The sequence below is a fragment of the Pseudomonas sp. FP2335 genome (genome assembly GCF_030687535.1).
Classification (GTDB): Bacteria; Pseudomonadota; Gammaproteobacteria; order Pseudomonadales; family Pseudomonadaceae; genus Aquipseudomonas.
Genome location: NZ_CP117437.1, coordinates 4,142,844 through 4,165,877 on the forward strand (window position 1 = coordinate 4,142,844; position 23,034 = coordinate 4,165,877).

The 23,034-nt window shown below is 61.8% G+C and carries 26 protein-coding genes; 14 read left to right on the forward strand and 12 right to left on the reverse strand.

What is annotated here, in order from left to right:
• Positions 1–193: 193 nt before the first annotated feature.
• The 4 genes from PSH81_RS18575 (at position 194) to PSH81_RS18590 (ending at position 5,323) form a co-directional block, all read left to right on the forward strand.
• The gene (locus PSH81_RS18575) at positions 194–1,966 is read left to right on the forward strand and encodes an N-acetylglutaminylglutamine amidotransferase (protein WP_305391271.1); all 1,773 of its coding nucleotides are present in this window, start codon (positions 194–196) and stop codon (positions 1,964–1,966) included.
• Between the two features lie 3 nt (positions 1,967–1,969).
• Positions 1,970–3,703 carry an N-acetylglutaminylglutamine synthetase gene (gene ngg / locus PSH81_RS18580; RefSeq protein WP_305391272.1) on the forward strand — a complete coding sequence of 578 codons (1,734 nt, stop codon included), beginning with the start codon at positions 1,970–1,972 and terminating at the stop codon, positions 3,701–3,703.
• 148 nt (positions 3,704–3,851) lie between these two features.
• On the forward strand, positions 3,852–5,036 hold the full coding sequence (locus tag PSH81_RS18585; RefSeq protein WP_192296913.1) for an osmoprotectant NAGGN system M42 family peptidase: 1,185 nt from the start codon (positions 3,852–3,854) through the stop codon (positions 5,034–5,036).
• A gap of 59 nt (positions 5,037–5,095) precedes the next feature.
• Positions 5,096–5,323 carry a YheU family protein gene (locus PSH81_RS18590; RefSeq protein ID WP_003192759.1) on the forward strand — a complete coding sequence of 76 codons (228 nt, stop codon included), beginning with the start codon at positions 5,096–5,098 and terminating at the stop codon, positions 5,321–5,323.
• Between the two features lie 5 nt (positions 5,324–5,328).
• Here PSH81_RS18590 and csrA read toward each other — a convergent pair whose 3' ends face one another.
• Both csrA and PSH81_RS18600 read right to left on the reverse strand, forming a co-directional pair.
• Complete coding sequence (gene csrA / locus PSH81_RS18595; protein ID WP_226455055.1) at positions 5,329–5,526, reverse strand: carbon storage regulator CsrA; 198 nt, start codon at positions 5,524–5,526, stop codon at positions 5,329–5,331.
• Positions 5,527–5,778: 252 nt separating this feature from the next.
• Entirely contained in the window at positions 5,779–6,594 is an 816-nt protein-coding gene (locus PSH81_RS18600) for an SDR family oxidoreductase (RefSeq protein WP_226455054.1), read from the reverse strand.
• A gap of 299 nt (positions 6,595–6,893) precedes the next feature.
• Here PSH81_RS18600 and PSH81_RS18605 point away from each other — a divergent pair, with 299 nt between their 5' ends.
• On the forward strand, positions 6,894–7,046 hold the full coding sequence (locus tag PSH81_RS18605; RefSeq protein ID WP_015885095.1) for a DUF3309 family protein: 153 nt from the start codon (positions 6,894–6,896) through the stop codon (positions 7,044–7,046).
• Positions 7,047–7,101: 55 nt separating this feature from the next.
• On the opposite strand, the gene PSH81_RS18610 is transcribed toward PSH81_RS18605, so the two are convergent.
• From PSH81_RS18610 to PSH81_RS18630, 5 genes are all read right to left on the reverse strand, one after another.
• A complete protein-coding gene (locus tag PSH81_RS18610; protein ID WP_305391273.1) occupies positions 7,102–9,189 on the reverse strand; it encodes an LTA synthase family protein in 2,088 nt (695 codons plus the stop codon).
• A gap of 357 nt (positions 9,190–9,546) precedes the next feature.
• On the reverse strand, positions 9,547–9,738 hold the full coding sequence (locus PSH81_RS18615; protein WP_003172956.1) for a PLDc N-terminal domain-containing protein: 192 nt from the start codon (positions 9,736–9,738) through the stop codon (positions 9,547–9,549).
• A gap of 68 nt (positions 9,739–9,806) precedes the next feature.
• Positions 9,807–10,337 (reverse strand): hypothetical protein, encoded by a 531-nt coding sequence (locus PSH81_RS18620; protein ID WP_192296917.1) that lies wholly within the window; start codon positions 10,335–10,337, stop codon positions 9,807–9,809.
• A gap of 42 nt (positions 10,338–10,379) precedes the next feature.
• The gene (locus PSH81_RS18625; protein WP_305391274.1) at positions 10,380–10,886 is read right to left on the reverse strand and encodes an ankyrin repeat domain-containing protein; all 507 of its coding nucleotides are present in this window, start codon (positions 10,884–10,886) and stop codon (positions 10,380–10,382) included.
• Between the two features lie 112 nt (positions 10,887–10,998).
• A complete protein-coding gene (locus PSH81_RS18630) occupies positions 10,999–12,825 on the reverse strand; it encodes a long-chain-acyl-CoA synthetase (RefSeq protein WP_305391275.1) in 1,827 nt (608 codons plus the stop codon).
• On the opposite strand from PSH81_RS18630, the gene PSH81_RS18635 reads away from it, so the two are divergent.
• Together PSH81_RS18635 and PSH81_RS18640 are read left to right on the forward strand one after the other, a co-directional pair.
• Positions 12,824–13,030 carry a hypothetical protein gene (locus PSH81_RS18635; RefSeq protein WP_305391276.1) on the forward strand — a complete coding sequence of 69 codons (207 nt, stop codon included), beginning with the start codon at positions 12,824–12,826 and terminating at the stop codon, positions 13,028–13,030. The genes PSH81_RS18630 and PSH81_RS18635 overlap by 2 nt on opposite strands.
• Positions 13,031–13,179: 149 nt before the next feature.
• Positions 13,180–13,458, forward strand: coding sequence for a DUF3509 domain-containing protein (locus PSH81_RS18640; RefSeq protein WP_010208870.1), 279 nt, complete (start codon positions 13,180–13,182; stop codon positions 13,456–13,458).
• A gap of 56 nt (positions 13,459–13,514) precedes the next feature.
• On the opposite strand, the gene PSH81_RS18645 is transcribed toward PSH81_RS18640, so the two are convergent.
• From PSH81_RS18645 to aroC, 4 genes are all read right to left on the reverse strand, one after another.
• Positions 13,515–13,778 carry a response regulator transcription factor gene (locus PSH81_RS18645; RefSeq protein WP_192296921.1) on the reverse strand — a complete coding sequence of 88 codons (264 nt, stop codon included), beginning with the start codon at positions 13,776–13,778 and terminating at the stop codon, positions 13,515–13,517.
• A 210-nt stretch (positions 13,779–13,988) separates the two neighbouring features.
• Entirely contained in the window at positions 13,989–14,519 is a 531-nt protein-coding gene (locus PSH81_RS18650; RefSeq protein WP_305391277.1) for an acireductone dioxygenase, read from the reverse strand.
• Positions 14,516–15,673, reverse strand: a complete 1,158-nt coding sequence (locus tag PSH81_RS18655) for an MFS transporter (RefSeq protein WP_305391278.1) — start codon at positions 15,671–15,673, stop codon at positions 14,516–14,518. Before PSH81_RS18655 ends, PSH81_RS18650 begins: the two co-directional genes overlap by 4 nt.
• A gap of 64 nt (positions 15,674–15,737) precedes the next feature.
• Complete coding sequence (gene aroC, locus PSH81_RS18660; RefSeq protein ID WP_192296924.1) at positions 15,738–16,829, reverse strand: chorismate synthase; 1,092 nt, start codon at positions 16,827–16,829, stop codon at positions 15,738–15,740.
• Positions 16,830–16,972: 143 nt separating this feature from the next.
• Between aroC and PSH81_RS18665 the strand changes: the two genes are divergently transcribed.
• Positions 16,973–17,935 (forward strand): alpha/beta hydrolase, encoded by a 963-nt coding sequence (locus tag PSH81_RS18665; protein WP_305391279.1) that lies wholly within the window; start codon positions 16,973–16,975, stop codon positions 17,933–17,935.
• Positions 17,936–18,033: 98 nt separating this feature from the next.
• Positions 18,034–18,840 (forward strand): hypothetical protein, encoded by an 807-nt coding sequence (locus tag PSH81_RS18670; RefSeq protein WP_192296926.1) that lies wholly within the window; start codon positions 18,034–18,036, stop codon positions 18,838–18,840.
• A 159-nt stretch (positions 18,841–18,999) separates the two neighbouring features.
• Here PSH81_RS18670 and prmB read toward each other — a convergent pair whose 3' ends face one another.
• On the reverse strand, positions 19,000–19,908 hold the full coding sequence (gene prmB / locus PSH81_RS18675) for a 50S ribosomal protein L3 N(5)-glutamine methyltransferase (protein ID WP_192296927.1): 909 nt from the start codon (positions 19,906–19,908) through the stop codon (positions 19,000–19,002).
• A 240-nt stretch (positions 19,909–20,148) separates the two neighbouring features.
• Here prmB and PSH81_RS18680 point away from each other — a divergent pair, with 240 nt between their 5' ends.
• From PSH81_RS18680 to PSH81_RS18700, 5 genes are all read left to right on the forward strand, one after another.
• Positions 20,149–20,739 carry a cysteine hydrolase family protein gene (locus PSH81_RS18680; protein WP_192296928.1) on the forward strand — a complete coding sequence of 197 codons (591 nt, stop codon included), beginning with the start codon at positions 20,149–20,151 and terminating at the stop codon, positions 20,737–20,739.
• 136 nt (positions 20,740–20,875) lie between these two features.
• Entirely contained in the window at positions 20,876–21,196 is a 321-nt protein-coding gene (locus PSH81_RS18685) for a hypothetical protein (protein WP_192296929.1), read from the forward strand.
• 75 nt (positions 21,197–21,271) lie between these two features.
• A complete protein-coding gene (locus tag PSH81_RS18690) occupies positions 21,272–21,829 on the forward strand; it encodes a Smr/MutS family protein (RefSeq protein WP_032888029.1) in 558 nt (185 codons plus the stop codon).
• Positions 21,830–21,907: 78 nt separating this feature from the next.
• Complete coding sequence (gene folE, locus PSH81_RS18695; protein WP_003442011.1) at positions 21,908–22,453, forward strand: GTP cyclohydrolase I FolE; 546 nt, start codon at positions 21,908–21,910, stop codon at positions 22,451–22,453.
• A 101-nt stretch (positions 22,454–22,554) separates the two neighbouring features.
• Complete coding sequence (locus PSH81_RS18700; RefSeq protein ID WP_192296930.1) at positions 22,555–22,926, forward strand: glutathione S-transferase N-terminal domain-containing protein; 372 nt, start codon at positions 22,555–22,557, stop codon at positions 22,924–22,926.
• The last annotated feature ends 108 nt before the right edge of the window (positions 22,927–23,034 follow it).

A 23,034-nucleotide genomic window follows, 5' to 3' on the forward strand; every position in this document is an offset into this window, starting at 1 on the left:
CCTGGCGGTATGTAACACCCCTGCCTTACGGGCCGCGCAGCGCCGAGGGGCATGCAAGCGCGGACCAGGCCAGCAGACTTATAACTTATTGATCTAAAACTCCCACCATAGCCCCGTGTCAGTTTCTGGGTACGCGCCCTCCGGGCGTATTGAGTGTTTCCCCCTCCCCAACGGAAAAACCGGTAAGGAATTTATGTGCGGATTAGCTGGCGAGCTACGTTTTGATCAACAACCTGCCGACCTGGCAGCGATAGAACGCATCACCCATCACCTGGCCCCCCGTGGCCCCGACGCCTGGGGCTTCCACGCTCAGGGGCCGATTGCCCTGGGCCACCGACGCCTGAAAATCATGGACCTGTCGGACGGCTCGGCCCAACCGATGGTCGACGCCCACTTGGGCCTGTCCCTGGCCTTCAATGGCGCCATCTACAATTTCCCGGAACTGCGTGAAGAGCTGGAAGCCCTGGGCTACGCCTTCTATTCCGGCGGCGACACCGAAGTGCTGCTCAAGGGCTATCACGCCTGGGGCGAGGCGCTGCTGCCCAAGCTCAACGGCATGTTTGCCTTCGCCATCTGGGAGCGCGACACCCAGCGCCTGTTTATCGCCCGTGACCGTCTCGGCGTGAAGCCGCTGTACCTGTCGCGCACCGGCCAACGCCTGCGCTTTGCCTCGGCGCTGCCAGCGCTGCTCAAAGGTGGCGACATCAACCCGATCCTCGATCCGGTAGCGCTCAACCACTACCTGAACTTCCACGCCGTGGTCCCGGCGCCGCGCACCTTGCTGGCGGGCATTGAAAAACTGCCGCCGGCGAGCTGGATGCGCATCCATGCCAACGGCACCACCGAGCAGAAGGTCTGGTGGACCCTGCCCTACGGCCCACACAGCGATGAGCAAAACCTGACGCTGCAAGACTGGACCGACCGCGTCCTCGACAGCACCCGCGAAGCCGTGGCCATTCGCCAACGTGCCGCCGTGGATGTGGGTGTGCTGCTCTCCGGTGGCGTCGACTCGAGCATGCTCGTCGGCCTGTTGCGTGAAGCCGGGGTAAAGGACTTGTCGACCTTCTCCATCGGTTTTGAAGACGCCGGCGGCGAGGCTGGCAACGAATTCCAGTATTCGGACCTGATCGCCAAGCACTACGGCACCCGTCACCACCAACTGCGCATCGCCGAAAGCGAGATCATCGAGCAACTGCCGGCGGCGTTCCGCGCCATGAGCGAGCCGATGGTCAGCCACGACTGCATCGCCTTCTACCTGCTGTCGCGGGAAGTGGCCAAGCACTGCAAGGTGGTGCAAAGCGGCCAGGGCGCCGACGAGTTGTTCGCCGGTTACCACTGGTATCCGCAGGTGGACGGCGCCAGTGACCCCTACGCGGCTTATCGGGAGGCGTTTTTCGACCGCAGCTACGACGACTATGCGTCCACCGTCGCACCGCAATGGCTGACCGCCAATGACGCCGCCGGCGACTTCGTGCGCGAACATTTCGCTATGCCCGGCGCGACTGCCGCCGTGGACAAGGCCTTGCGCCTGGACAGCACGGTGATGCTGGTGGACGACCCGGTCAAACGCGTCGACAACATGACCATGGCCTGGGGCCTGGAAGCCCGTACACCGTTCCTCGACTACCGCCTGGTGGAGCTGTCGGCCCGTGTGCCGGGCAAGTTCAAGCTGCCCGACGGCGGCAAGCAAGTGCTGAAGGAAGCCGCGCGCCGAGTGATTCCAAGTGAGGTCATCGACCGCAAGAAAGGCTACTTCCCCGTCCCTGGCCTCAAGCATTTGCAAGGCGACACCCTGAACTGGGTACGCGACCTGCTGCTGGACCCCAGCCAGGATCGTGGCCTGTTCAACCCGGCCATGCTCGACCGCCTGCTCACCGACCCGCAGGGCCAACTGACCCCGTTGCGCGGCTCCAAGCTGTGGCAACTGGCGGCGCTGAACCTGTGGCTCAGCGAACAAGGAATCTGATTGATGAAACCTCATGCAGCGGCTTACAACCAACGCCTACTGAGGGGCCAGGCGCCATCCTACGAGCGCCTGCAAGCCCGACTGGCCGAAGATGGCAGCCCGCAGAGCCCTGACCCCATCGCCGTGCATTGCGGCTGGGGGCGCCTGTTGATCGGGCACACCTTCGCCGACCCATCGAGCCTGGCCCTGGAGTTGCTCAATGAGCAGGCCGGCGAACGGGACATCGCCCTGTACGTGGCCGCGCCCCAGCAGATCCTCGGCATCGATCCGCAGCAGCTGTTCCTCGACCCGTCTGACACCCTGCGCCTGTGGTTCACCGACTATCGCCCGGCGACCCGTGTGTTTCGCGGCTTTCGCATCCGCCGTGTGCAGAGCGACACCGATTGGGAGGCGGTCAACCAGTTATACCAAGGGCGCGGCATGTTGCCCATCGACCCCAACCGCCTGACGCCGCGCCATCAAGGTGGCCCGGTGTATTGGCTGGCTGAGGATGAAGACAGCGGCGCGGTGATCGGCAGCGTGATGGGCCTCAATCACCAGAAGGCGTTTCACGACCCGGAGAACGGCTCCAGCCTGTGGTGCCTGGCAGTCGACCCGCGTTGCACGCGCCCCGGCGTCGGCGAAGTGCTGGTGCGCCACTTGGTCGAGCATTTCATGAGCCGTGGCCTGAGCTACCTGGACCTGTCGGTACTGCACGACAACCGCCAGGCCAAGAACCTCTACGCCAAACTGGGCTTTCGCGCGCTGACCACCTTTGCGATCAAGCGCAAGAACGGCATCAACCAGCCGCTGTTCCTCGGCCCTGGTCCGCAGGCCGGGTTCAATCCGTATGCGCGGATCATTGTCGAAGAGGCGCATCGACGCGGCATCGACGTGCAGGTGGATGACGCCGATGCAGGCTTGTTCACCTTGAGCCACGGCGGTCGCCGCGTACGTTGCCGCGAGTCGTTGAGCGACTTGACCAGCGCCATCAGCATGACCCTGTGCCAGGACAAGAGCCTGACCCACAAGGTGCTCAAGGCCGCCGGCCTGCAACTGCCATCGCAACAATTGGCGGGCAGCGCCGATGACAACCTGGAATTCCTCGACGAACATCTGCGCGTCGTGGTCAAGCCGCTGGATGGCGAGCAGGGCCAAGGCGTGGCGGTGGATTTACAGACCATCGAGCAAGTGCAGCAGGCGATCGAAGCGGCGCAGCGGTTCGACAGCCGCGTGCTGCTGGAAAGCTTTCACGAGGGCTTGGACCTGCGCATCCTGGTGATCGGCTTTGAAGTGGTCGCCGCCGCGATCCGTCGCCCGGCTGAAGTGACCGGCGATGGGCATCACAGCATCGGTGCGTTGATCGAAGCGCAAAGCCGTCGCCGCCAGGCCGCCACGGACGGCGAAAGCAAAATCCCCATGGACGCCGAAACCGAACGCACCCTGCGCGCCGCCGGCTACGACTACAACAGCATCCTGCCACGCGGCCAGACCCTGGCCGTGCGCCGCACCGCCAATCTGCACACCGGCGGTTGCCTGGAGGACGTCACTGCAATCCTGCACCCCACGCTGGTGGACGCCGCCGTGCGTGCCGCCCGCGCCCTCGACATCCCCATGGTGGGCCTGGACCTGATGGTGTCCGCCGCCGACCAGCCCGAGTACGTGTTTATCGAAGCCAATGAACGGGCCGGGCTGGCCAATCATGAACCGCAACCGACGGCTGAGCGGTTTGTGGATTTGTTGTTTCCGCACAGTTAGCTGATGGCTTGAGAGGTGCATTGCCTGACCTGGCGCCTTCGCGAGCAAGCCCGCTCCCACATTTACACCGCATTCCCCTGTGGGAGCGGGCGTGCTCGCGAAGGCACTGGCACAAGCACCACCTGACCATAAGCACAGAGGAGTCTTTATGAGCCGAACCATCCCCGAGCCGGACCTGAACTACCTGCAAAAAGTCCTGCTGGAAATGCTCGCCATCCCCAGCCCCACCGGGTTCACCGACACCATCGTGCGATACGTCGCCGAGCGCCTGGAAGAGTTGGGTATCCCGTTCGAAATGACCCGGCGCGGCACGATCCGTGCCACCCTCAAGGGCCAGAAAAACAGCCCCGACCGCGCGGTGTCCGCGCATTTGGACACCATCGGCGCCGCCGTGCGGGCGATCAAGGACAACGGGCGCCTGACCCTCGCGCCAGTAGGCTGCTGGTCGAGCCGCTTTGCCGAAGGCAGCCGTGTGAGCCTGTTCACCGACAACGGCGTGATCCGTGGCAGCGTGTTGCCGTTGATGGCCTCCGGGCATGCGTTCAACACCGCCGTAGATGAAATGCCGGTGAGCTGGGACCACGTGGAGTTGCGCCTCGACGCCTACTGCGCCACCCGTGCCGATTGTGACTCCCTGGGCATCAGCGTCGGCGACTACGTGGCCTTCGACCCGCTGCCCGAATTCACCGAGAGCGGGCATATCAGCGCCCGCCACCTCGACGACAAAGCCGGCGTGGCCGCCCTGCTCGCCGCACTCAAGGCCATCGTCGACAGTGGCGAGCCGTTGCTGATCGACTGCCACCCGCTGTTCACCATCACCGAAGAGACCGGCAGCGGTGCGGCCGCCGCCCTGCCCTGGGATGTCAGCGAGTTTGTCGGCATCGACATTGCCCCCGTCGCCCCCGGCCAGCATTCCAGCGAGCATGCGGTCAGCGTGGCGATGCAGGATTCCGGCGGGCCGTACGACTATCACCTGTCGCGGCACCTGCTGCGGCTGGCGGCGGACAACGATCTACCGGTACGCCGCGACCTGTTCCGCTACTACTTCAGTGATGCGCACTCGGCCGTGACCGCCGGCCACGACATCCGCACCGCCCTGTTGGCGTTTGGTTGCGATGCGACCCACGGCTACGAACGCACCCATATCGACAGCCTGGCGGCGTTGAGTCGCCTGCTGGGCGCATACATCCTCAGCCCGCCGGTGTTCGCCAGCGACGCGCAACCGGCCCAGGGTTCACTGGATCGGTTCAGTCACCAGCTGGAACATGAAACGCAAATGGAGAGCGACACGCGGGTACCGTCGGTGGACAGCCTGGTCGGTCAGAAATCCTGAGACTGGCAACCTGGGTCCCGGCGCAGTAGCATCGCCGGGATTCTCCAGCCGAGGCTTGTATGCTGATTCCCTACGACGCACTTGAAGTCGACACCCTGACCCGCCTCATCGAAGATTTCGTCACCCGTGACGGCACCGACAATGGCGACGACACGCCCCTGGAAACCCGCGTATTACGCGTGCGCCAAGCGCTGACCAAAGGCCAGGCGCTGATCGTGTTCGACCCGGAAAGCGAGCAATGTCAGTTGATGCTCAAGCACGACGTGCCCAAGCATCTGTTCGACTGAGAAGGTTATGGGTTGGTAACGGCGGGGGTTTCTGTGGCTTGGCGTTCGAGGATTTTCTGATACACCTCGGCACGATGCACATTGACCCCCACCGGCGCCTGGACGCCGAATTTCACCTGTGAGCCATTCAACTCGACGATGTGCAAGGCGATGTCATCGCCGATGGAGATGATTTCGCCTACAGCGCGGCTTAGTACCAGCATGGCGGTTGTCCTTTGAGAGTGACAGGACCTTGACCATGCGCGCTTGCAAGGGAGTGCAGCAATGGCTCGCGGCAAAATCAGGCGAGGCCTACATCAACAGGTAATTTTCCTGACAGACTACGGCTAAAAATGCGGGAGCGGACTTGCTCGCGAATGCGGTATATCGGCTACACATTCAGTGACTGACACTCCACTTTCGCGAGCAAGCCCGCTCCCATACAAGCCCGCTCCACATTTACACCAGGGCTGCGCTCAAGCTTTGGTGGCTTGCGCCTTGGCGCGCATTTTGTCGGCCATGGTGGTCATTTCGTCATACAGCAACTGCGGGTTCTTCTGCTTCAACGCCCAGGCCATCCGCCCCTGTTCGTGGGGCAAGATCATGAATTCGCCTTCAGCCACACGCTGGTAGATGTAATCGGCAATGTCCGCCGCCGAAATCGGCGAGCTTTCGAGCAGTTTGCCTACCTGGGCCTTCATCGCCGGGGTCGGGCCACGGAACGAGTCCAACAGGTTGGTCTGGAAGAACGACGGGCACACCACATGCACCCCGACGTTCTGTTGCTTGAGCTCCACCAGCAGGCTTTCCGACAACGCCACCACACCGGCCTTGGCCACGTTGTAGTTGCTCATGGCCGGGCCCTGCATCAGCGCGGCCATCGAAGCGATATTGATGATGCGGCCCTGGCTCTTTTCCAGCAGCGGCAGGAACGCCTTGCAGCCCTTGACCACGCCCATCAGGTTGATTGCGATCTGCCAGTCCCAGTCCTCCAGGGACAGTTCGGCGAAGAACCCGCCCGAGGCCACACCGGCATTGTTGACGATCACATCGATGCCGCCGAGCTTGACTTCGCAAGCCTGGGCAAACGCGGTGAGCTGGCTGTAGTCGCGCACGTCGCAGCGTTGCACGAAGCCGTCGCCACCCGCCTCGCGCACCAGCTTGAGGGTTTCCTGCAAGCCCGGTTCGCTGACATCCGACAAGGCCAGCTGCCAGCCCTCGCGAGCCCAGCGCAGAGCGATTTCACGACCCAAGCCGGACCCGGCGCCAGTGATCATCATGCGATTTTGCATAGGAAGTAGCCTTGTGGTTCACGGAAGAAGTGATCGGCAGTGTAGCGAAGGTTATTCCTGCACCCACGCACCATCAGATTGATGAATGCCCCAGGCAAACCCACGGCCGGGTCGGAGCATTGACGCAGGGGTAAGTTCAATCTTTTTCAACTAAGTCGATGCTTTAAAAGAAATAAGCAAGTTTGCAAAAAGCTTTAAAAAAACTTGGAATTTTCCGCACAACAACACAGTCGGAGTTGTTAAGGCGCCTGCAATTAAACGTGCAAGCCTATCGCTCAACAACCAGAAGGAAGTAACCCATGAGCCTTATTCTGATCATCATCCTGATCCTCCTGCTGGTCGGCGGCCTGCCGGTATTCCCGCACTCCCGCAATTGGGGTTATGGCCCGTCGGGTATCCTCGGCGTCGTCCTGGTAGTGTTGCTGGTGCTGTTGTTACTCGGCCGGATATAAACACCAGGCAAAAAAAAGAGGCCCTCTAGAGGGCCTCTTTTTTATTGCCGGTTAGTTAGTCCGGTTTGCCATCCACGACGCCAGCGGTGTTATCCAACAGGCTCTTGGTGGCGGTCTGCAGGAACGACTCAAGTTTCTGCTTGAGTGCGGCCTCGTCCGGCGAATCGGGAATCACCTTACCAGTCGGCTCGGCGCCCAGTTCGTATTCCCACAGCTTCGGTGGCATTTCCTTGGGCAGTACCAGGATGCGGTCTGCGGTGACCAGGGCCACGGTCTGATCGCTGCCCGAAGGCTTGATCACGCCGAAGCCCTTGTCGCCTTCCGGCAGGTTCAGCAGGTCACGGCCCCAGCACTGGTGCAGGGTGTCGCCACCCAGGCGGCCCATGATGGTCGGCACGATGTCGATCTGGGTGCCCACGGTGTGGTCACGCTCGCCGAACTTTTCCTGCACGCCCGGTGCGATCATCAGCATCGGCACGTTGAAGCGGCCCAGGTCCATCTCGGTGATCTGCTGTTCGTTGCCGAAGCCGTGGTCGCCCACGATGACGAACAGGGTTTCCTTGAAGTACGGCTCTTTGCGGGCCTTCTCGAAGAACTGGCCCAGGGCCCAGTCGGAGTAGCGCATGGCCGTCAAATGCTCGTTGAGGCTGCCACGGTCGGTGACCTTCTCGACCGGCAATGGGGTCGGCAATGCGTAAGGCGTGTGGTTGGACAGGGTTTGCAACAGGGCATAGAACGGCTTGCCGCCTTCGCGGGCTTTCAACTCTTCCAGGCCACGGTTGAACATGTCCTGGTCGGACACACCCCACGTCGGGTCGGAGAACACCGGGTCGACGAAGTCGTTACGGCCGATGAAGTTGGTCATGCCCTGGTTGCTGAAGAAACCCGACTGGTTGTCCCAGGCGAAATCGCCGTTGTAGACATACACGTCGTCAAACTTGCGCGCGCTGAGCAGCTGCGGCAGGCCCGACAGCTTGTGGCTGCCTTCCGGGGTCTGCATCAGGTATTCGAAGCCCGGCAGGTTCGGGAAGCAGGCCATGGTGGCAAACATACCCTGGTGGGTGTGGGTGCCATTGGAGAAGAAACGGTCGAACAGCAGGCCTTCCTTGGACAGTTTGTCGAAGTACGGCGTGATGTTGCCCGGACGGCCCAGGGCGCCCACCGAGTGACCGGCGAAGCTTTCCATCAGGATCACGACCACGTTCTTGATCGGCAGTGTCTTCTCGGCCGGTGGCGTGTAGTCGCGGCGCACGGCAGCGGTGTCGGGATCCACCAGTTTTTCCTGCGGCAGTACCAGCATGTCGCGCACGGTCTGGGTCGCCAGCGGCTGGTCCAGGGTGGCCTTCCAGACGTTCGAACGATCTTCGGAGAAGCGCGACTTGGCCGCCGCGATCAGCGACAACGTGCCGTTGAGGCCCAGTTGGTTGGCGAAGTTGGAGTCGGTGGTGTACACGTCACCCCAACGCAGCGGCGGGCCCTGGCGCAGGGTGCCGCGGGCGGCGACCACGGCGATCAACAGGCAAACCACGAACACCGCGATGCGGCTGTACCACGGTGCCACCTGGCGGGTGCCGATGCTGCCGCCGCTGAATGGGCCGCGTGGGCGTGTCGCACGGTCGGCGCCTTTGAAGGCGATGCTCAGGATCAGCGTGCCCACGGCCCAGGCCAACAGGTAGCGCACCACCGGGAAACCGTACCAGAGCATGCTCATCACGGTTTTCGGGTCTTCCTTCACGTACTGGAAGACCAGGCCGTTGAGGCGCTGGTGGAACTCGCGGTAGAAGTCCATTTCCATCAGGCCGAGGAACAGCGCGATGCTCGACGCCACCGTCAGCCAGAACCGGAAGAACCCGCGCGCGGCCATGGCCCGTACGCTGAACAATGCCAGCAGCAGCGGGATGATCAGGTAGACCACCAGGCGGATGTCCAGGCGCAGGCCATTGCCGAACGCTTCGAGGAAGGTCGAGGCCGGTGTGTCGAGGATCATCTCGCGGTTGTACACCAGCAGCGCCAGGCGCAGCAGCGAGAACATCACCATCATGACCAGTGCGCAGAGCAGCGTGTACGCCAGATGGGATTTGACGGTCGGTTGCAGCAGGCGAGTTGAAGCTCGCTGCTGATTCAGGGCGTCCGGGTTTGCCATGTCGTTTTAGGACCCATTGGAAGTTTAAGTGGCTGGATAATGCAGTGGCGCGAATGGTGCCCGATCAACAGCAGCAAGGCTATTAATTACTGAGCGCGCACACCTGCCCCACCGTGACGGCACTTGAGATAGAGCCCCGGCGGGAAGGAAATCTGGCGAATTGTCTTGGATGGAATGTGAAAATTGTGTGTAGCGAATATTTCGATACACAAATCTCATGACTGTACTGAAACCATTGTGGGAACGGGCTTGCTCGCGGATACGGCGTGTCAGTCACAGATGCTTTGACTGGCACACCCCATTCGCGAGCAAGCCCGCCCCCACATCGACGGCGCTTGCTCTAGATCCTTTGAGTGATCAGATGCGCACGTTGCCCCGTGGCCCGGCGATGGCCCAGATGATCAAGCCCAGTACCGGCAACAACAGGATCAACAGAATCCACAGCACTTTGGCACCGGTGCTCGCGCCGCTTTTGAACACGTTGATGATCGCCCAGATGTCCAGCGCAAGGATGATCAGCCCGATCAAGCCATTAAAAGTGGAACCCATGGTGTCGCTCCTAAAGTGAGGGCATGCACTTGTAGGATAGTCAGCCCTGCCGGGGGTTCCGTTTTATTTCAGACGTGTAGGGCGATTCGTAGAGCTTCCAGCGAAGGCTCGGCCTTGATGCCAACTTCGGCACACAGTTCCAGCACGCGCGGCAGGTCGTTGCCGTACACCAGCACCGCCTGGATCTCGTCATCCAGCAATTCGCTGAAGTTGAGCAGCACGTAGCCACCGTCTTGTGGGCTCAGGGCGCTCATCTGGATCTGGATGCGGTTCAGTGCGGTCAGGGCTTCAGTCTTGGCCAGTTGCTTGGGCTTGAGGTTGAACGCCACGCCCGGGCCGAAGGAGGCGACGATCTGCGCGAACAGGTCGCCATAGGTGTCGGCCTGGAACAGCACGGTGTCCGGCAGGCTGCCGACCACAACCCATTCACCCAGTGGGATCGGGAAGCTGTCGTCGTAGTTGATGTCCGGGTTGGCCGCCAGAAACGCCGCCGGGTCCGCGTAGGCCTGGGCCGCTTCGTCGGCGATGCGCGCCACCTCGTCCTCGCCCATGACGCCGGCGCTGATTTTGCTGATGAGTTCGACGAGGGCGGTTTTCATGGCGATGGTCCTGTGGCGGGCGGGTTTTCGAGGGCGCGTAGCCTACACCAGTTTCTGCAAGCGCGCCGCCGTATCCACCGCGCCCATGGTGTGTGCCGCCGCCAGTGCGGTGGCGCCCTGGGCGTCAGCGGCCTGGGGGTTGGCGCCCTGGCCGAGCAGGTAGTCGAGCATTTCGACGCGGTTGAACATCGCCGCCAGCATCAACGCGGTACGCCCATCGGAAGACGCCGCATCCACCGGCGCGCCGCCTTCGATCAGCGCCTTGACCACGTCCAGGTTGCCCTTGAACGCGGCGCCGGCAATCGGCAGCTGGTTCTTGTCGTTGGGGATCTGCGGGTCGGCCTTGAATTCCAGCAGCACTTTTACCGCTTCGGCATGGCCGTGGTACGCCGCGAGCATCAACAAGGTGTCACCATTGTGGTTGCGCAGGTTGGCCGGCAAGCCCTTGGCCAGCAGCGCGGCGAGCATCGCGGCGTCGCCCCGGCGCGCGACATCAAAGACCTGTTCGGCAAATTCGGCGGCTTCGGTTTCGGTCATTTGTTTGGACATGTGAGGGGCTCCTTGTCTGATGCTGTATAGGGCGCCAGTGTCGCTACGGAGTTCCTCACTGTCATGGTTTTTTTGCCAAAAGCCGCCATAGGCAGAATCAATAACGCGGCTTTTAATAACGGAAGTGGCCGCCCTGGATCTGCGCCAACAACTGCCCGGTCACCGGCACATAGCAGTCGGAGCCCGGCAACCAGGCGTAGACCGGGTCGTTTCCGGCTTTGTCCGGGTCGAACGCCTCCTCCTTGAGCTTGACCTTCTGGTACTTGAAGGTCCCGGTGGTCTCCATCTTCACCTTGATCCGCAGGAACAGCGGCACCGCATAGTGCGGCAACTGGCCGTGGGCAAATTGCAGCAACTCGCGCATGTCCAGCGAAGCCAGCGACTCGCTTGGGGTAATCGCAACCATGCCCGCGCGGCCGTTGGTGTTTTCGATCTCCACCCCGTAGGCCACCACCTCGGCGATCTGCGGGTGTTGCAGCAGGATGTTCTCGACCTCGGTGGTGGAGACGTTCTCGCCCTTCCAGCGATAGGTGTCCCCCAGGCGATCGACAAACTGCGCATGGCCAAAGCCGATGCTGCGCAGCAAATCGCCGGTGTTGAAGTAACGGTCACCCTTCTCGAACACGTCGGTGAGGATTACCTTGCGGTTCTTTTCCGGGTCGGTGTAGCCATCGAACGGGGATTTTTCATCGATGCGCGCCAGCAACAGGCCCTGCCCGCCCGTCTGCACCTTGCGCATAAAGCCATCGCTGCCACGCAACGGCTCACCGCTGTCGTGGGCGTAGTCCACCAGCGCCCAGTGTTGCAGGCAAAAGCCGATGGTGTTGTCGAAATTCAGTACGTTGGTGAAGCCGATGTTACCGTCGCTGGCGGCATACAACTCGCAGATATGCTCGACGCCATAGCGCTGCTTGAACTGCGCCCACACGCCGGGACGCAGGCCGTTGCCGACCATCTTGGTCACGCGGTTGTCACGGTCGTTTGCGCTGGCAGGCTGGTCGAGCAGGTAGCGGCACAACTCGCCGACATACCCCAAGGTGGTTGCGTTGAACTTGCGCACATCGTCCCAGAACTGGCTGGCGCTGAATTTGCGCCGGATGGCGAAACCCGACGCGCCGACAATCGCCGAGCCCCAGCACACACACAGGCCGGTGGCGTGATACAGCGGCAAGGTGCAATAGAGGACGTCGTCCGAGCCCATGTCCAGGGCAATGCTGCCGAAACTGACGGCGGTCTTGGTCCAGCGCCCGTGCTTCATGATGCCGGCCTTGGGCAGGCCCGTGGTGCCGGAGGTGTAGATATAGAAGCAGGGGTCATTGAAAAAGATCTGCGCGGTGCTGGCCGGGTTGCCCTCCGGGCTCTCGGCGCTGGCGGCCAGCAGGTCGACATAACCCGCAGGCAGCGCACTCGAGGCCTGATCGGCGACAAACCAGGTGCGCTCGGCCGGGATCGCCACGTGTTCACGTACCGCGTCATAGGGCCCAACCAATTCCGCCCCCACCACAATCGCCACCGGCCTCACCAGGTTCAGGCTGTGCACCAGCGCGGCCTGGGTCTGCGCGGTATTCAGCATCGCGCAGACGCCGCCGATCTTGGCCACGGCCAGCACGTTCAGCAGCAATTCGGGACGGTTTTCGATAAACAGCGCCACCACGTCACCCTTGCGGATGCCTTGGGCCTGCAGGTGATGAGCGATACGGTTGGCGCGGCGGTTGGTTTCGCGGTAGCTGAGCACCTGATCGCCGTACAACAACGCGATGCCGTCCGGATTGCGCAAGGTGGCCTGCTCGAAGTGCCAGCCCAGGCCGCAGGGCTGCGCCGGGTCGGTGACGTTGGCGGCACGCATGCCACGCAGGACCCGCGGCAAGGCGCGAACAATGGCGGGCACCTTACGCAGCAGCATGCCCCAACTGATCATGTCGTTTTGCGGGTGGCTCATGGAGGAACGTCCTTTTTCTTATTGTTCGTATGCGTTGCAGGAAAATACGTCAGCCGTTCTGGCGCTGTACACGCGGGATTTGAAAAGTTTTGTATCCCATCGGGCAGGCCATGAAAAAAAGGAATTTAGCGACGCGCAGGCAGTCTTTAAACATATCGGCACGCCAAACCACCGCTCTGAGCAGCGCAAAATGCAGGATGCATGATGGCCATTCATGCAAATTGCACGAAAACGAAAATTTCCATTTTTTATATCTTGTTGATTTATAACGATATTTTTCAATATCACTAGATGGCACAATCACTGCACCTATCACTCCATGCTTGCCAACTTGAGCCAACGGAGCTGATAGACATGAGCCTGATCCAAGATAAATTCGCTTCAGTATTCTCCAACTACGACGTCACCACTCAGCCACGTCCCGACGGCGGTATCCTGTTGACCCTGCGCAACAGCGAAGGCAAGCAGGTCAAGCGCTCGATCTCTTACCAGCAATTGCACACCGCCGACCAACTGACGTGGGTGATCAGCGCGATTCGCCGCGACCTGGCCGAACAAGCCAGCGACCTGCCGCAGATTTCCATGCTGCAAAGCCAGAACCGCTTTGCCTTGCCGACTTATCACTCAGCCTGAGTGACAGGTACAAAAAGGCCGCGACGCCCCCAGGTGTCGCGGCCTTTTTTTTCGGTTCAGCACAGCCCTTGGCGTGCCGCTGCATTCAGCGCCTGTACGCGGTTGTTGACGTCCAGCTTGCCGTAGATATTGCGCAGGTGGAACTTGACCGTGGCTTGAGAGGTGCTGCGAATCTGGCTGATCTCCCAGACGGTCTTGCCCTCCGAAGCCCATCGCAGGATGACCCGCTCCGTGGGCGTCAAGGGCTTGCCGGACAAGTTCAGACGTCTTCTCACAGCGGTGGGCACGGAATACGGCAACGATTCCTCGGGGACGCTCATGAGGTGCTCTCCTTTTTATTAGCTGATGCTCCATCACCCTTCGGATTGCTCCTATTGACAGGCGATATAAACATTGAGGCCGGAGAGCGTTACATAACGAATAGTATTAGTGCGTAGGGTCAACAATAAACATCCGAACCCTACAACTAAATAAGGCACTTCCCACAGAAACTTCCACCTTGCCAGGGTTGAACATTCAAGGATTAGTGCTTAGTCATCCAAACCGGGAAACCGTCGGGCAATGTTATCGCCGCTGAACTCGGGGACCCGGACAGTCGTTGCATTGAACAGACGCAGTGCCACTACGTGCGGGTTCTCCCCCATGTCAAACCAATGTGGCAATCCGGCCGGGACGACCAGCAGGTCGTTTTTCTCACAACGCACGGCGTACACGTAGTCGCCAATGTGCAGGCTAAACAAGCCTTGGCCGGCGAGGAAAAAACACGCGGCGTCTTCACTGTAACGATGCTCATCGAGGAACTGCGCACGCAGCTGCGCCTTTTGCGGATGATCGCCGCTGACACTGAACACTTGTGCGCCGGCGTAACCCGAAGCGTCGATCTGCGCCTGGTACGCCGCGATCATTTGCGCGTCGCTGGCGCCCTTTTCGATAGGGCTCGGCTGCCAACGCTCGAAACGCACGCCATGCTCGGCCAACGTCACCGCGATGTCATCGAGGTGGGTCAGGACTTTGTTCGGGGTATCCGGCGAAGCAACGTGGTAGACGGCGACATAACTCATTGCACGGTTCCTTTGTTGGGCTCTTGCAATCGAAGGCCAATGATAATGGCGGCGGCCAGCGCCGCGATGCTGGCAATACTAAAGGTCAGGGTCGGCCCCAACAGGTTCCAGCTGTAGCCGGAGTACAACGCGCCCAGCGCGCCGCCGGTGCCAGCCAGTGCGGCGTACAGCGCCTGGCCCTGGCCTTGTTGTTTGGCGCCGAAGCTGCGTTGCACAAAGGCAATCGCCGCCGCATGAAAGCTGCCGAAGGTGGCGGCATGCATCACCTGCGCCAGCAACAGCACCCAGAAAAATTCGGCAAACGTGCCCAGGAGCAACCAGCGCAGCGCCGCCAACAAAAAGCTCGCCAGCAGCACCCGACGGATGGAAAAGCGCGTGAGGATGCGGCTCATGCCCAGGAACATCAGCACCTCAGCCACTACGCCCAACGCCCAGAGCAGGCCGATCACACCACGGGCGTAGCCCAAATGTTCAAGGTGCAGCGTAAGAAAGGTGTAGTACGGGCCATGGCTCATTTGCATCAGCGCCACGCAGGCATAAAACGCCAGCACGCCGGGGCTGCGCAATTGCTTGAGGAAACCATCGCCGGCCAAGCGGTTGCCGTGGCTGGCGGGTTGCGCGTTCGGCACCCACAGGCTGGCGCCGATGATGCCGGCCATGATCACCACGACCACCACCGGGTAAATATCCAGGCTCAGCCAGTCGAACAGGCGCCCCATGATGACCACGGTGAGGATAAAGCCGATGGAACCCCACAGGCGGATCTGGCTGTAGCGCGCGGTCTGTTGTTGCAGGTGGGCCAGGGTGATCACTTCAAACTGGGGCAGCACCGCATGCCAGAAGAAGGCGTGCAGAGCCATAACCAGGGCCAGCCAGGCGTAGGTCTTGCTGACGAAGATCAGGGAAAAACTGATAAGGGTGCACACCGCGCCGAACCGCACGATGGCCAGGCGCCGCCCGGTGTAGTCGCCGAGCCAGCCCCACAGGTTGGGCGCCACGCAGCGCATCAACATGGGGATGGCCACCAGCTCGCCGATGCGCGCGCTGGTGAATCCCAGGTGGTCGAAGTACAGGGCCAGGAAGGGCGCGGTCGCCCCCAGCAAGGCGAAATAGAACAGGTAGAAGCTGGAGAGGCGCCAGTAGGGGAGCGTCATGTCTGTTGGGGTTGGGGCTGCTTCGCAGCCCACAGAGAGCAAGCTCCCTCGCCACAACAGGCTGTCACAGTTGGCCCAGCACCGGGGTGTCGACGCGGACGTCGGCGTTTTGCCCACGATTGCGCAGCAGGTGGTCCATCAGCACGATGGCCATCATGGCTTCGGCAATCGGCGTGGCACGGATGCCGACGCACGGGTCATGACGCCCCTTGGTGATCACGTCCACCGGGTTGCCGTGTACGTCAATGGAACGGCCCGGCGTGGTGATGCTCGACGTGGCCTTCAGCGCCAGGTGCGCCACGATCGGCTGGCCGGACGAAATGCCACCGAGGATGCCGCCGGCATTGTTGCTGAGGAAACCTTGCGGGGTCAGCTCGTCACGGTGCTCGGTGCCGCGCTGGGACACGCAGGCAAAGCCGGCGCCGATTTCCACGCCTTTCACGGCGTTGATGCTCATCAGCGCATGGGCCAGTTCGGCGTCGAGGCGGTCGAAGATCGGCTCGCCCAGGCCCGGTTTCACGCCCTCGGCAACCACGGTGATCTTGGCGCCGACCGAATCCTGGTCGCGGCGCAACTGGTCCATGTAGGCTTCCAGTTCCGGCACCTTGTCCGGGTCGGGGCTGAAGAAGGCGTTGTCTTCGACGCTGTCCCAGGTCTTGAACGGGATCTCGATCGGGCCCAGCTGGCTCATGTAGCCACGGATCACGATGCCCTGGGTGGCCAGGTATTTCTTGGCAATGGCACCCGCGGCCACGCGCATCGCGGTTTCGCGCGCCGAGCTGCGGCCACCGCCACGGTAGTCGCGCTCGCCGTATTTGTGGTGGTAGGTGTAGTCGGCGTGGGCCGGGCGGAACAGGTCCTTGATCGCCGAGTAGTCCTTGGACTTCTGGTCGGTGTTGCGGATCAAAAGGCCGATGGCGCACCCGGTGGTGCGGCCTTCGAACACGCCGGAGAGGATCTCGACTTCGTCCGGCTCCTGGCGCTGGGTGGTGTGGCGGCTGGTGCCGGGCTTGCGGCGGTCGAGGTCACGCTGCAGGTCTTCCAGGGACAGCTCGAGGCCGGGCGGGCAGCCGTCGACAATGGCGACCAACGCCGGGCCATGGCTTTCGCCCGCGGTGGTGACAGTGAACAGCTTGCCGAAGGTATTGCCGGACATGCAGGGCGCTCCGTGAAATCAGTTGTAATCACTCAGGGGTGATAACCAAGCGCGCCAGTATACGCGGGCCAACCGACTAGTTCATCCTCGAAACCTTCCGGGTAGACATTGGTCGAACCGGCACCTCCTACGATGATGGCGCGATGATGCTTCGAGTTTTACTGCTGACCCTCACCCTGTTTACCGCCGTGGCCCATGCCGCCTCCCCCGTGGTGCTGCAACGGCCGATCAGCCTGGACACCGGCAGCGGCGAGCTGTTTGGTTCATTGCTGCTGCCCCAATCCGACAAACCGGTGCCAGTGGTGCTGATCATCGCCGGTTCCGGCCCCACCGACCGCAATGGCAACAGCGCCGACGGCGCCCGCAACGACAGCCTCAAGCGCCTGGCCTGGGTACTGGCGCGGCATAACATCGCCAGCGTGCGCTACGACAAGCGCGGCGTCGCCGCCAGCCTGGCCGCCACCCCCGACGAACGCAACCTGACCCTCGACGCCTACGTGGCCGACGCCGTGGCCTGGGGCAAGCTGCTCAAGGCCGACCCGCGCATGGGCCCGCTGGTCGTGCTGGGACATAGCGAAGGTGCATTGGTCGCGGCCCTCGCCGCGCCGCAGCTGGAACCGGCGGGAGTGATTTCGTTGTCCGGCAGTGCAAGGCCAGTCGATCAGGTGATCCGCCAACAGTTGGCCGATCACCTGCCCCCTGCCCTGCTGCTGCGCAGCAATCAAATCCTCGACCACCTCAAGGCCGGCCAGGTGGATGCGGACGTACCGGACCCGCTGCAAGGTATTTTCCGACCGAGTGTGCAACCGTATCTGATCAGCCTGTTCCGCGCCGACCCATCGGCCGCCTTTGCCAGACTGGATATGCCGGCGCTGATCATCCAGGGCACCAACGACATCCAGGTAGGCGTGGCGGATGCCCGGCAACTGAAGCAGGCCAAACCCGACGCGCAGCTCGTGCTGATTGAGGGCATGAACCACGTGATGCGCATCGTGCCCAACGACGTGAAGCAGCAATTGGCCTCCTACAACAACCCGCAATTACCCCTCGCCGCCGAGCTGGGCAACCGCGTGGTGCGCTTTATCGCCGGACTTCAGCCCCGTTAAGCGACAATTTGCCTCCAGTCCTGCAGAACGCGGCCGATAAGCGGGTGTCGACCGCAAAAAGACTGTCGACTTGCAGGGCTTGGACAGGATCGCGCCGCATGACAACCACAGAAGCAACACCGGAACCCACCGCCGACACCAAGGCTGAAAACACCGAGGCCGTCGACGCGGCGCCCCTGCCGTGGGCGGATGTTCAGGCCGAGCATTTCAAGATGCTGCGCCTCGCGCCCCTGGCCACCGACCGTGCCACCGGCGTGCGGCCGCTGCGTTTCGTGCAATTTGGCTATGCCGAGCGCAATGACGCGCATCACAGCCTGTTGCGCATGGTCATCCAGTTGCCGGGGCAACGGGTGCGCCGCGAGCAGAATCACCTGGATGTGTGGGTTGATCACGATAAACACCGCGTGCACTTCGGCCCGGGCAACAGCCTCGAAATCGAACCGCCCAACCGCGGCCTGGGGCGCTTCCTGGTGGCCCAAGGCGCGGCGTGGGCGAAGAAACGATGGGCCAGCTACCGCATCGACGGCGTAGACCTGTCCAACAAGGACGCGCTGAACGAAGCCACGCGCCTGCGTCGCGACCACTTCCTGCGGGTCCACGGTTTTGATGTGGCCTACGCCGATGTGCAGCACCTCAAGGGCAACGTGCAGCCGGGCAAGGTCGGCGATGTGCTGGAGAGCTGGAACACCGAGAAGGTGCAGTTCGTCGAGATCCTTGAAGCGGCGCAGATGCTGCAACAGGCCGAGCAGAACCTGGCGGAGCAGGAAATCAAGCTGCGCAAGGAAGAGGAAAAGGTCACCAAGTTCAAGCGCGAAGACAGCGGGCTGCGCTTTACCATTACCTGCCTGGTGGCGTTTACGGTGTTCCAGGCGGGGCTGCTGATCTGGATTGCCACGCACCGCTGACAGCGGGGTGAAATGCAATCAACCTGTGGAAACGGGCTTGTGTGGGAGCGGGCTTGCTCGCGAAAGCCGTAGATCAGCCAATACATCCGATGACTGGTCCACCGCATTCGCGAGCAAGCCCGCTCCCACACTGCCCCTGTTCCTACAGGGATAGACGGGTCAGACCCTGGCGGCAAACACCGCCTGATGCTGGCGGCACTGCTCCGCCGTCAGCATGAACACCCCGTGCCCACCGCGCTGGAAGTCCAGCCAGGCAAAGTCGACTTCCGGGTACAACGCCTCGACATGCACCTGGCTATTGCCCACTTCAACGATCAACAGGCCCTTCTCGGTCAGATGATCCGCCGCTTCGGCCAGCATGCGCCGCACCAGGTTCAAACCATCGTCACCGCAGGCCAGGCCCAACTCAGGCTCGTGCTGGTATTCGTCGGGCATGTCGGCGAAGTCTTCAGCGTCCACATACGGCGGGTTCGACACGATCAGATCAAAGCGCTGGCCCGGCAGGCCATCGAAACCGTCACCCTGCACGGTGTAGACGCGCTCATCGACGCCATGGCGCTCGATATTCTGGTTGGCCACTTCCAGCGCTTCGAAGGACAGGTCAGCCAGTACCACTTCGGCGTCCTGGAACTCGTAAGCACAGGCGATACCGATGCAACCGGACCCCGTGCACAGGTCGAGAATGCGTGCCGGCGCCTGGGCCAGCCAGGGTTCGAAGCGGTTTTCGATCAGCTCGCCAATGGGTGAGCGCGGGATCAGCACGCGCTCATCGACGATAAACGACATGCCGCAGAACCACGCCTCCTTCAACAGGTAGGCGGTAGGAACACGCTCGTGGATACGGCGATGCAGCAAGCGCTGCACATGGGAGACTTCCTCTTCTTCGAGATTGCAGTCCAGGTAGCTGTCGGCAATTTCCCACGGCAAATTCAAGGCACCAAGCACCAATTGGCGGGCTTCGTCCCAGGCATTGTCGGTGCCATGGCCAAAAAACAGGTCTTCCCCATGGAAACGGCTGACAGCCCAACGGATGTGGTCGCGCAAGGTGCGCAGGCGGGAAGTGATCACGGGGGCAGGACTCCTGGAAAAAACGACTGGCGATTCTAGCAGCCTTCGCCTGTACCGACGATGTACGAAACGCCGCCGCCATCCGTCGGATTTCATCCAAATTGCCATCATTGCGTTAAACAAGCCCACCTCTTGACATCGCTGCACGTCAACAACGGCGTACCTTACGATGGTAGCGATTCACAGAACCGCTCAGCCAGTGGACAATGTCGCAAAAGCCCCCCTCACAGGAGCCCCAGAATGTCCGTTCCAAAGACGATGTTTCAACTCAGCGGTCGCGGTTACGCAGCAGCCAATCTCAACCATGCGACCCTCGTGATCATCGACGCCCAGAAGGAATACCTCAGCGGCCCACTCGCCCTCTCGGGCATGGACGCCGCGGTCGACAACATCAAGCAACTGGTTGCAGCGGCGCGCCACGCCGGGCGCCCGATTGTGCATGTGCGTCACCTGGGCACCGTCGGCGGCCTGTTCGACCCTCAGGGCGAGCGCGGCGAGTTCATTCCTGGCCTTGAGCCAGTGGGCGACGAAACCATCATCGGCAAGCTGCTACCCAGCGCCTTCCACGGCACCGGCCTGGAAAAACACCTGCAAGACCTGGGGTCCCTGGACTTGATCGTGGCCGGTTTCATGAGCCACTCCAGCGTCAGCACCACCGTGCGCGCCGCCAAGAACCTGGGCTTTCGCTGCACCCTGGTGGAAGACGCCTGCGCCACCCGCGACCTGCCCTACAAAGGTGGCATCCTGAGCGCCGAACACGTGCAGCAAACCGAAATGGCCATCATGGCCGACAACTTCGCCACCCTCGCGTTGACCAAAGATCTGATCTGATCGTCCTGCCGGTGAGCGGCGTGTTTATGGCCCCGCTCATCCGCAAAGCCTTCTCATTTGGCGCATTTAGCCCTCCCCCCGGAACAACCTGTGTATTGTCCGGTCGAAGGGCCGATACCCTGGAGGAAAGGTCGGAATGAAGATATCCGATGGTTTTGATGCTCGTCGCTTGCGCCCCAAGGGCCCGAGCAACTGGCGTCTGCGCCTGGTGGCGGGCTTTGCTGCGCTGCTGGCGATCGTAGGTCTGTTGTTGGCCGGTGCTGGTGGCGCCGGTTTATTTGGCCACTCACCGGCCCTTGGCGAACTGAATGCCAGCCCCGGCGGCTCGGCGATTCTGCTGGGGACCGGGCTACTGGTACTGTGGTTGGGAGTGTGGTTGTGGCGGCGCAGCCGTCGGAAAATGCGCCAACCGTTGTCGCTGAACATCTCCGCACACCTGATGAAAAAGCACGACTGATGGCGCTTGGATAGCGTTTCCTGCGCCCTGGCCGCCGCGATTTAGGTAAACTGCCCGCCCTTCGCGGAGGCTGACATGCAAGACGACGATTTTTCCCTGTTCAAAAACGAGCTGCGCGGCGTCAAGCCGATCAAGCACGACCGTGCCGACACCGGCAAACCCAAGGCCGACCGTGCGCAGATCGCCAAGCTGCGCCAGGCTGCGACCGTGCGCACCGATGCCACCACCGTGGATGGCCTGTCGGACCAGTTCGTGATCGATGTCGGCCCCGAAGACGAACTGATGTGGGCCCGCGACGGCGTGCAGGAAAGCCAGATGCGCAAGCTCAAGGTCGGGCAGATCCCCTTCGAAGGCAGCCTCGACCTGCACGGCATGACCGTGGAGAAAGCCCGCGAAACCCTCTGGGCCTTCCTCGCCGAAGCGACCAAATTCGAGATCCGCTGCGTGCGCGTCACCCACGGCAAGGCCGTGCGGCTCGATGGCAAGCGCCCGATGATCAAAAGCCACGTCAACACCTGGCTGCGCCAGCATGCCCAAGTGCTCGGCTTCACCTCATGCCAGGCCCGCCACGGTGGGGCCGGTGCGGTGTATGTGATGCTCAAGCGCACCATGATGGAAGGGCGTGACGAGTAACCGGTGCCATCGTCAGGCTTGCAGCGTTGTGTCCGCCACCGTAACCTTGCGCTTTGCAAAAATCCCACAGGTAGTTTCATGTCCCTGGAACAGAATTACACCGCGATCCTCGGCCAACTCGGCGAGGACGTTTCCCGCGAGGGCCTGCTCGACACGCCAAAGCGTGCCGCCAAGGCGATGCAGTACCTCTGCCGCGGTTATGAGCAGACCCTGGAAGAAGTCACCAACGGTGCCTTGTTCAGCTCTGACAACAGCGAAATGGTGCTGGTCAAGGACATCGAGTTGTACTCGTTGTGCGAACACCACCTGCTGCCGTTCATCGGCAAGGCCCACGTCGCGTATATCCCGAGCGGCAAAGTGCTGGGCCTGTCGAAGGTCGCGCGGATTGTCGACATGTACGCGCGCCGCCTGCAGATCCAGGAGAACCTCAGCCGCCAGATCGCCGATGCCGTGATGCAAGTCACCGGCGCCCTGGGCGTGGCCGTGGTGATCGAGGCCAAGCACATGTGCATGATGATGCGCGGCGTGGAGAAACAGAATTCGTCGATGATCACTTCGGTGATGCTGGGTGAGTTCCGTGAAAACGCGGCGACCCGCAGCGAATTCCTCAGCCTGATCAAGTAAGCGGCTGGGTAGGAAAAAACCGGCGTTCATCGTCGGTTTTTTTTCGCCTGCAGAAATCAGGTAAGCTGCGGCCCCTTCTTCATGGGCAAGAGGTTTCAGCCATGTTCGTCAAAGCACTTCGTGTGGGCCTCGGCCACATCATCATCGCGGGCGACTTTCTAACGCGCCCAAGCAAAAAGCAGCGTTCGGCCGAGCAACAGGCTCAGGTCAACGCAGCGGCCAAGGAGTTGACGCTGTATCAGTTCCACGCCTGCCCGTTCTGCGTGAAGACCCGCCGCACCCTGCACCGCCTGAATGTACCGGTGGCGTTGAAGGACGCGAAAAACAACGAACAGGACCGCCAGACCCTGCTGGAGCAAGGCGGCAAGATCAAGGTGCCGTGCCTGCGCATTGAAGAACATGGCCAGGTCACGTGGATGTATGACTCCAAGGTGATCATTGATTACCTGGACAAGCGCTTCGCCGCTATCTAACAGGCTGGCACAGATCAAAATGTGGGAGCGGGCTTGCTCGCGAATGCGGTGTGTCAGTCACAGATATTTCAACTGACACACCGCATTCGCGAGCAAGCCCGCTCCCAC

What these genes read in the sequence shown, in the direction of transcription:
- PSH81_RS18575 (WP_305391271.1), top strand. Translation starts at nt 194, where the DNA reads ATGTGCGGATTAGCTGGCGAGCTACGTTTTGATCAACAACCTGCCGAC.
- ngg (WP_305391272.1), top strand. Translation starts at nt 1,970, where the DNA reads ATGAAACCTCATGCAGCGGCTTACAACCAACGCCTACTGAGGGGCCAG.
- PSH81_RS18585 (WP_192296913.1), top strand. Translation starts at nt 3,852, where the DNA reads ATGAGCCGAACCATCCCCGAGCCGGACCTGAACTACCTGCAAAAAGTC.
- PSH81_RS18590 (WP_003192759.1), top strand. Translation starts at nt 5,096, where the DNA reads ATGCTGATTCCCTACGACGCACTTGAAGTCGACACCCTGACCCGCCTC.
- csrA (WP_226455055.1), bottom strand. Translation starts at nt 5,526, where the DNA reads ATGCTGGTACTAAGCCGCGCTGTAGGCGAAATCATCTCCATCGGCGAT.
- PSH81_RS18600 (WP_226455054.1), bottom strand. Translation starts at nt 6,594, where the DNA reads ATGCAAAATCGCATGATGATCACTGGCGCCGGGTCCGGCTTGGGTCGT.
- PSH81_RS18605 (WP_015885095.1), top strand. Translation starts at nt 6,894, where the DNA reads ATGAGCCTTATTCTGATCATCATCCTGATCCTCCTGCTGGTCGGCGGC.
- PSH81_RS18610 (WP_305391273.1), bottom strand. Translation starts at nt 9,189, where the DNA reads ATGGCAAACCCGGACGCCCTGAATCAGCAGCGAGCTTCAACTCGCCTG.
- PSH81_RS18615 (WP_003172956.1), bottom strand. Translation starts at nt 9,738, where the DNA reads ATGGGTTCCACTTTTAATGGCTTGATCGGGCTGATCATCCTTGCGCTG.
- PSH81_RS18620 (WP_192296917.1), bottom strand. Translation starts at nt 10,337, where the DNA reads ATGAAAACCGCCCTCGTCGAACTCATCAGCAAAATCAGCGCCGGCGTC.
- PSH81_RS18625 (WP_305391274.1), bottom strand. Translation starts at nt 10,886, where the DNA reads ATGTCCAAACAAATGACCGAAACCGAAGCCGCCGAATTTGCCGAACAG.
- PSH81_RS18635 (WP_305391276.1), top strand. Translation starts at nt 12,824, where the DNA reads ATGGAGGAACGTCCTTTTTCTTATTGTTCGTATGCGTTGCAGGAAAAT.
- PSH81_RS18630 (WP_305391275.1), bottom strand. Translation starts at nt 12,825, where the DNA reads ATGAGCCACCCGCAAAACGACATGATCAGTTGGGGCATGCTGCTGCGT.
- PSH81_RS18640 (WP_010208870.1), top strand. Translation starts at nt 13,180, where the DNA reads ATGAGCCTGATCCAAGATAAATTCGCTTCAGTATTCTCCAACTACGAC.
- PSH81_RS18645 (WP_192296921.1), bottom strand. Translation starts at nt 13,778, where the DNA reads ATGAGCGTCCCCGAGGAATCGTTGCCGTATTCCGTGCCCACCGCTGTG.
- PSH81_RS18650 (WP_305391277.1), bottom strand. Translation starts at nt 14,519, where the DNA reads ATGAGTTATGTCGCCGTCTACCACGTTGCTTCGCCGGATACCCCGAAC.
- PSH81_RS18655 (WP_305391278.1), bottom strand. Translation starts at nt 15,673, where the DNA reads ATGACGCTCCCCTACTGGCGCCTCTCCAGCTTCTACCTGTTCTATTTC.
- aroC (WP_192296924.1), bottom strand. Translation starts at nt 16,829, where the DNA reads ATGTCCGGCAATACCTTCGGCAAGCTGTTCACTGTCACCACCGCGGGC.
- PSH81_RS18665 (WP_305391279.1), top strand. Translation starts at nt 16,973, where the DNA reads ATGATGCTTCGAGTTTTACTGCTGACCCTCACCCTGTTTACCGCCGTG.
- PSH81_RS18670 (WP_192296926.1), top strand. Translation starts at nt 18,034, where the DNA reads ATGACAACCACAGAAGCAACACCGGAACCCACCGCCGACACCAAGGCT.
- PSH81_RS18680 (WP_192296928.1), top strand. Translation starts at nt 20,149, where the DNA reads ATGTCCGTTCCAAAGACGATGTTTCAACTCAGCGGTCGCGGTTACGCA.
- PSH81_RS18685 (WP_192296929.1), top strand. Translation starts at nt 20,876, where the DNA reads ATGAAGATATCCGATGGTTTTGATGCTCGTCGCTTGCGCCCCAAGGGC.
- PSH81_RS18690 (WP_032888029.1), top strand. Translation starts at nt 21,272, where the DNA reads ATGCAAGACGACGATTTTTCCCTGTTCAAAAACGAGCTGCGCGGCGTC.
- folE (WP_003442011.1), top strand. Translation starts at nt 21,908, where the DNA reads ATGTCCCTGGAACAGAATTACACCGCGATCCTCGGCCAACTCGGCGAG.
- PSH81_RS18700 (WP_192296930.1), top strand. Translation starts at nt 22,555, where the DNA reads ATGTTCGTCAAAGCACTTCGTGTGGGCCTCGGCCACATCATCATCGCG.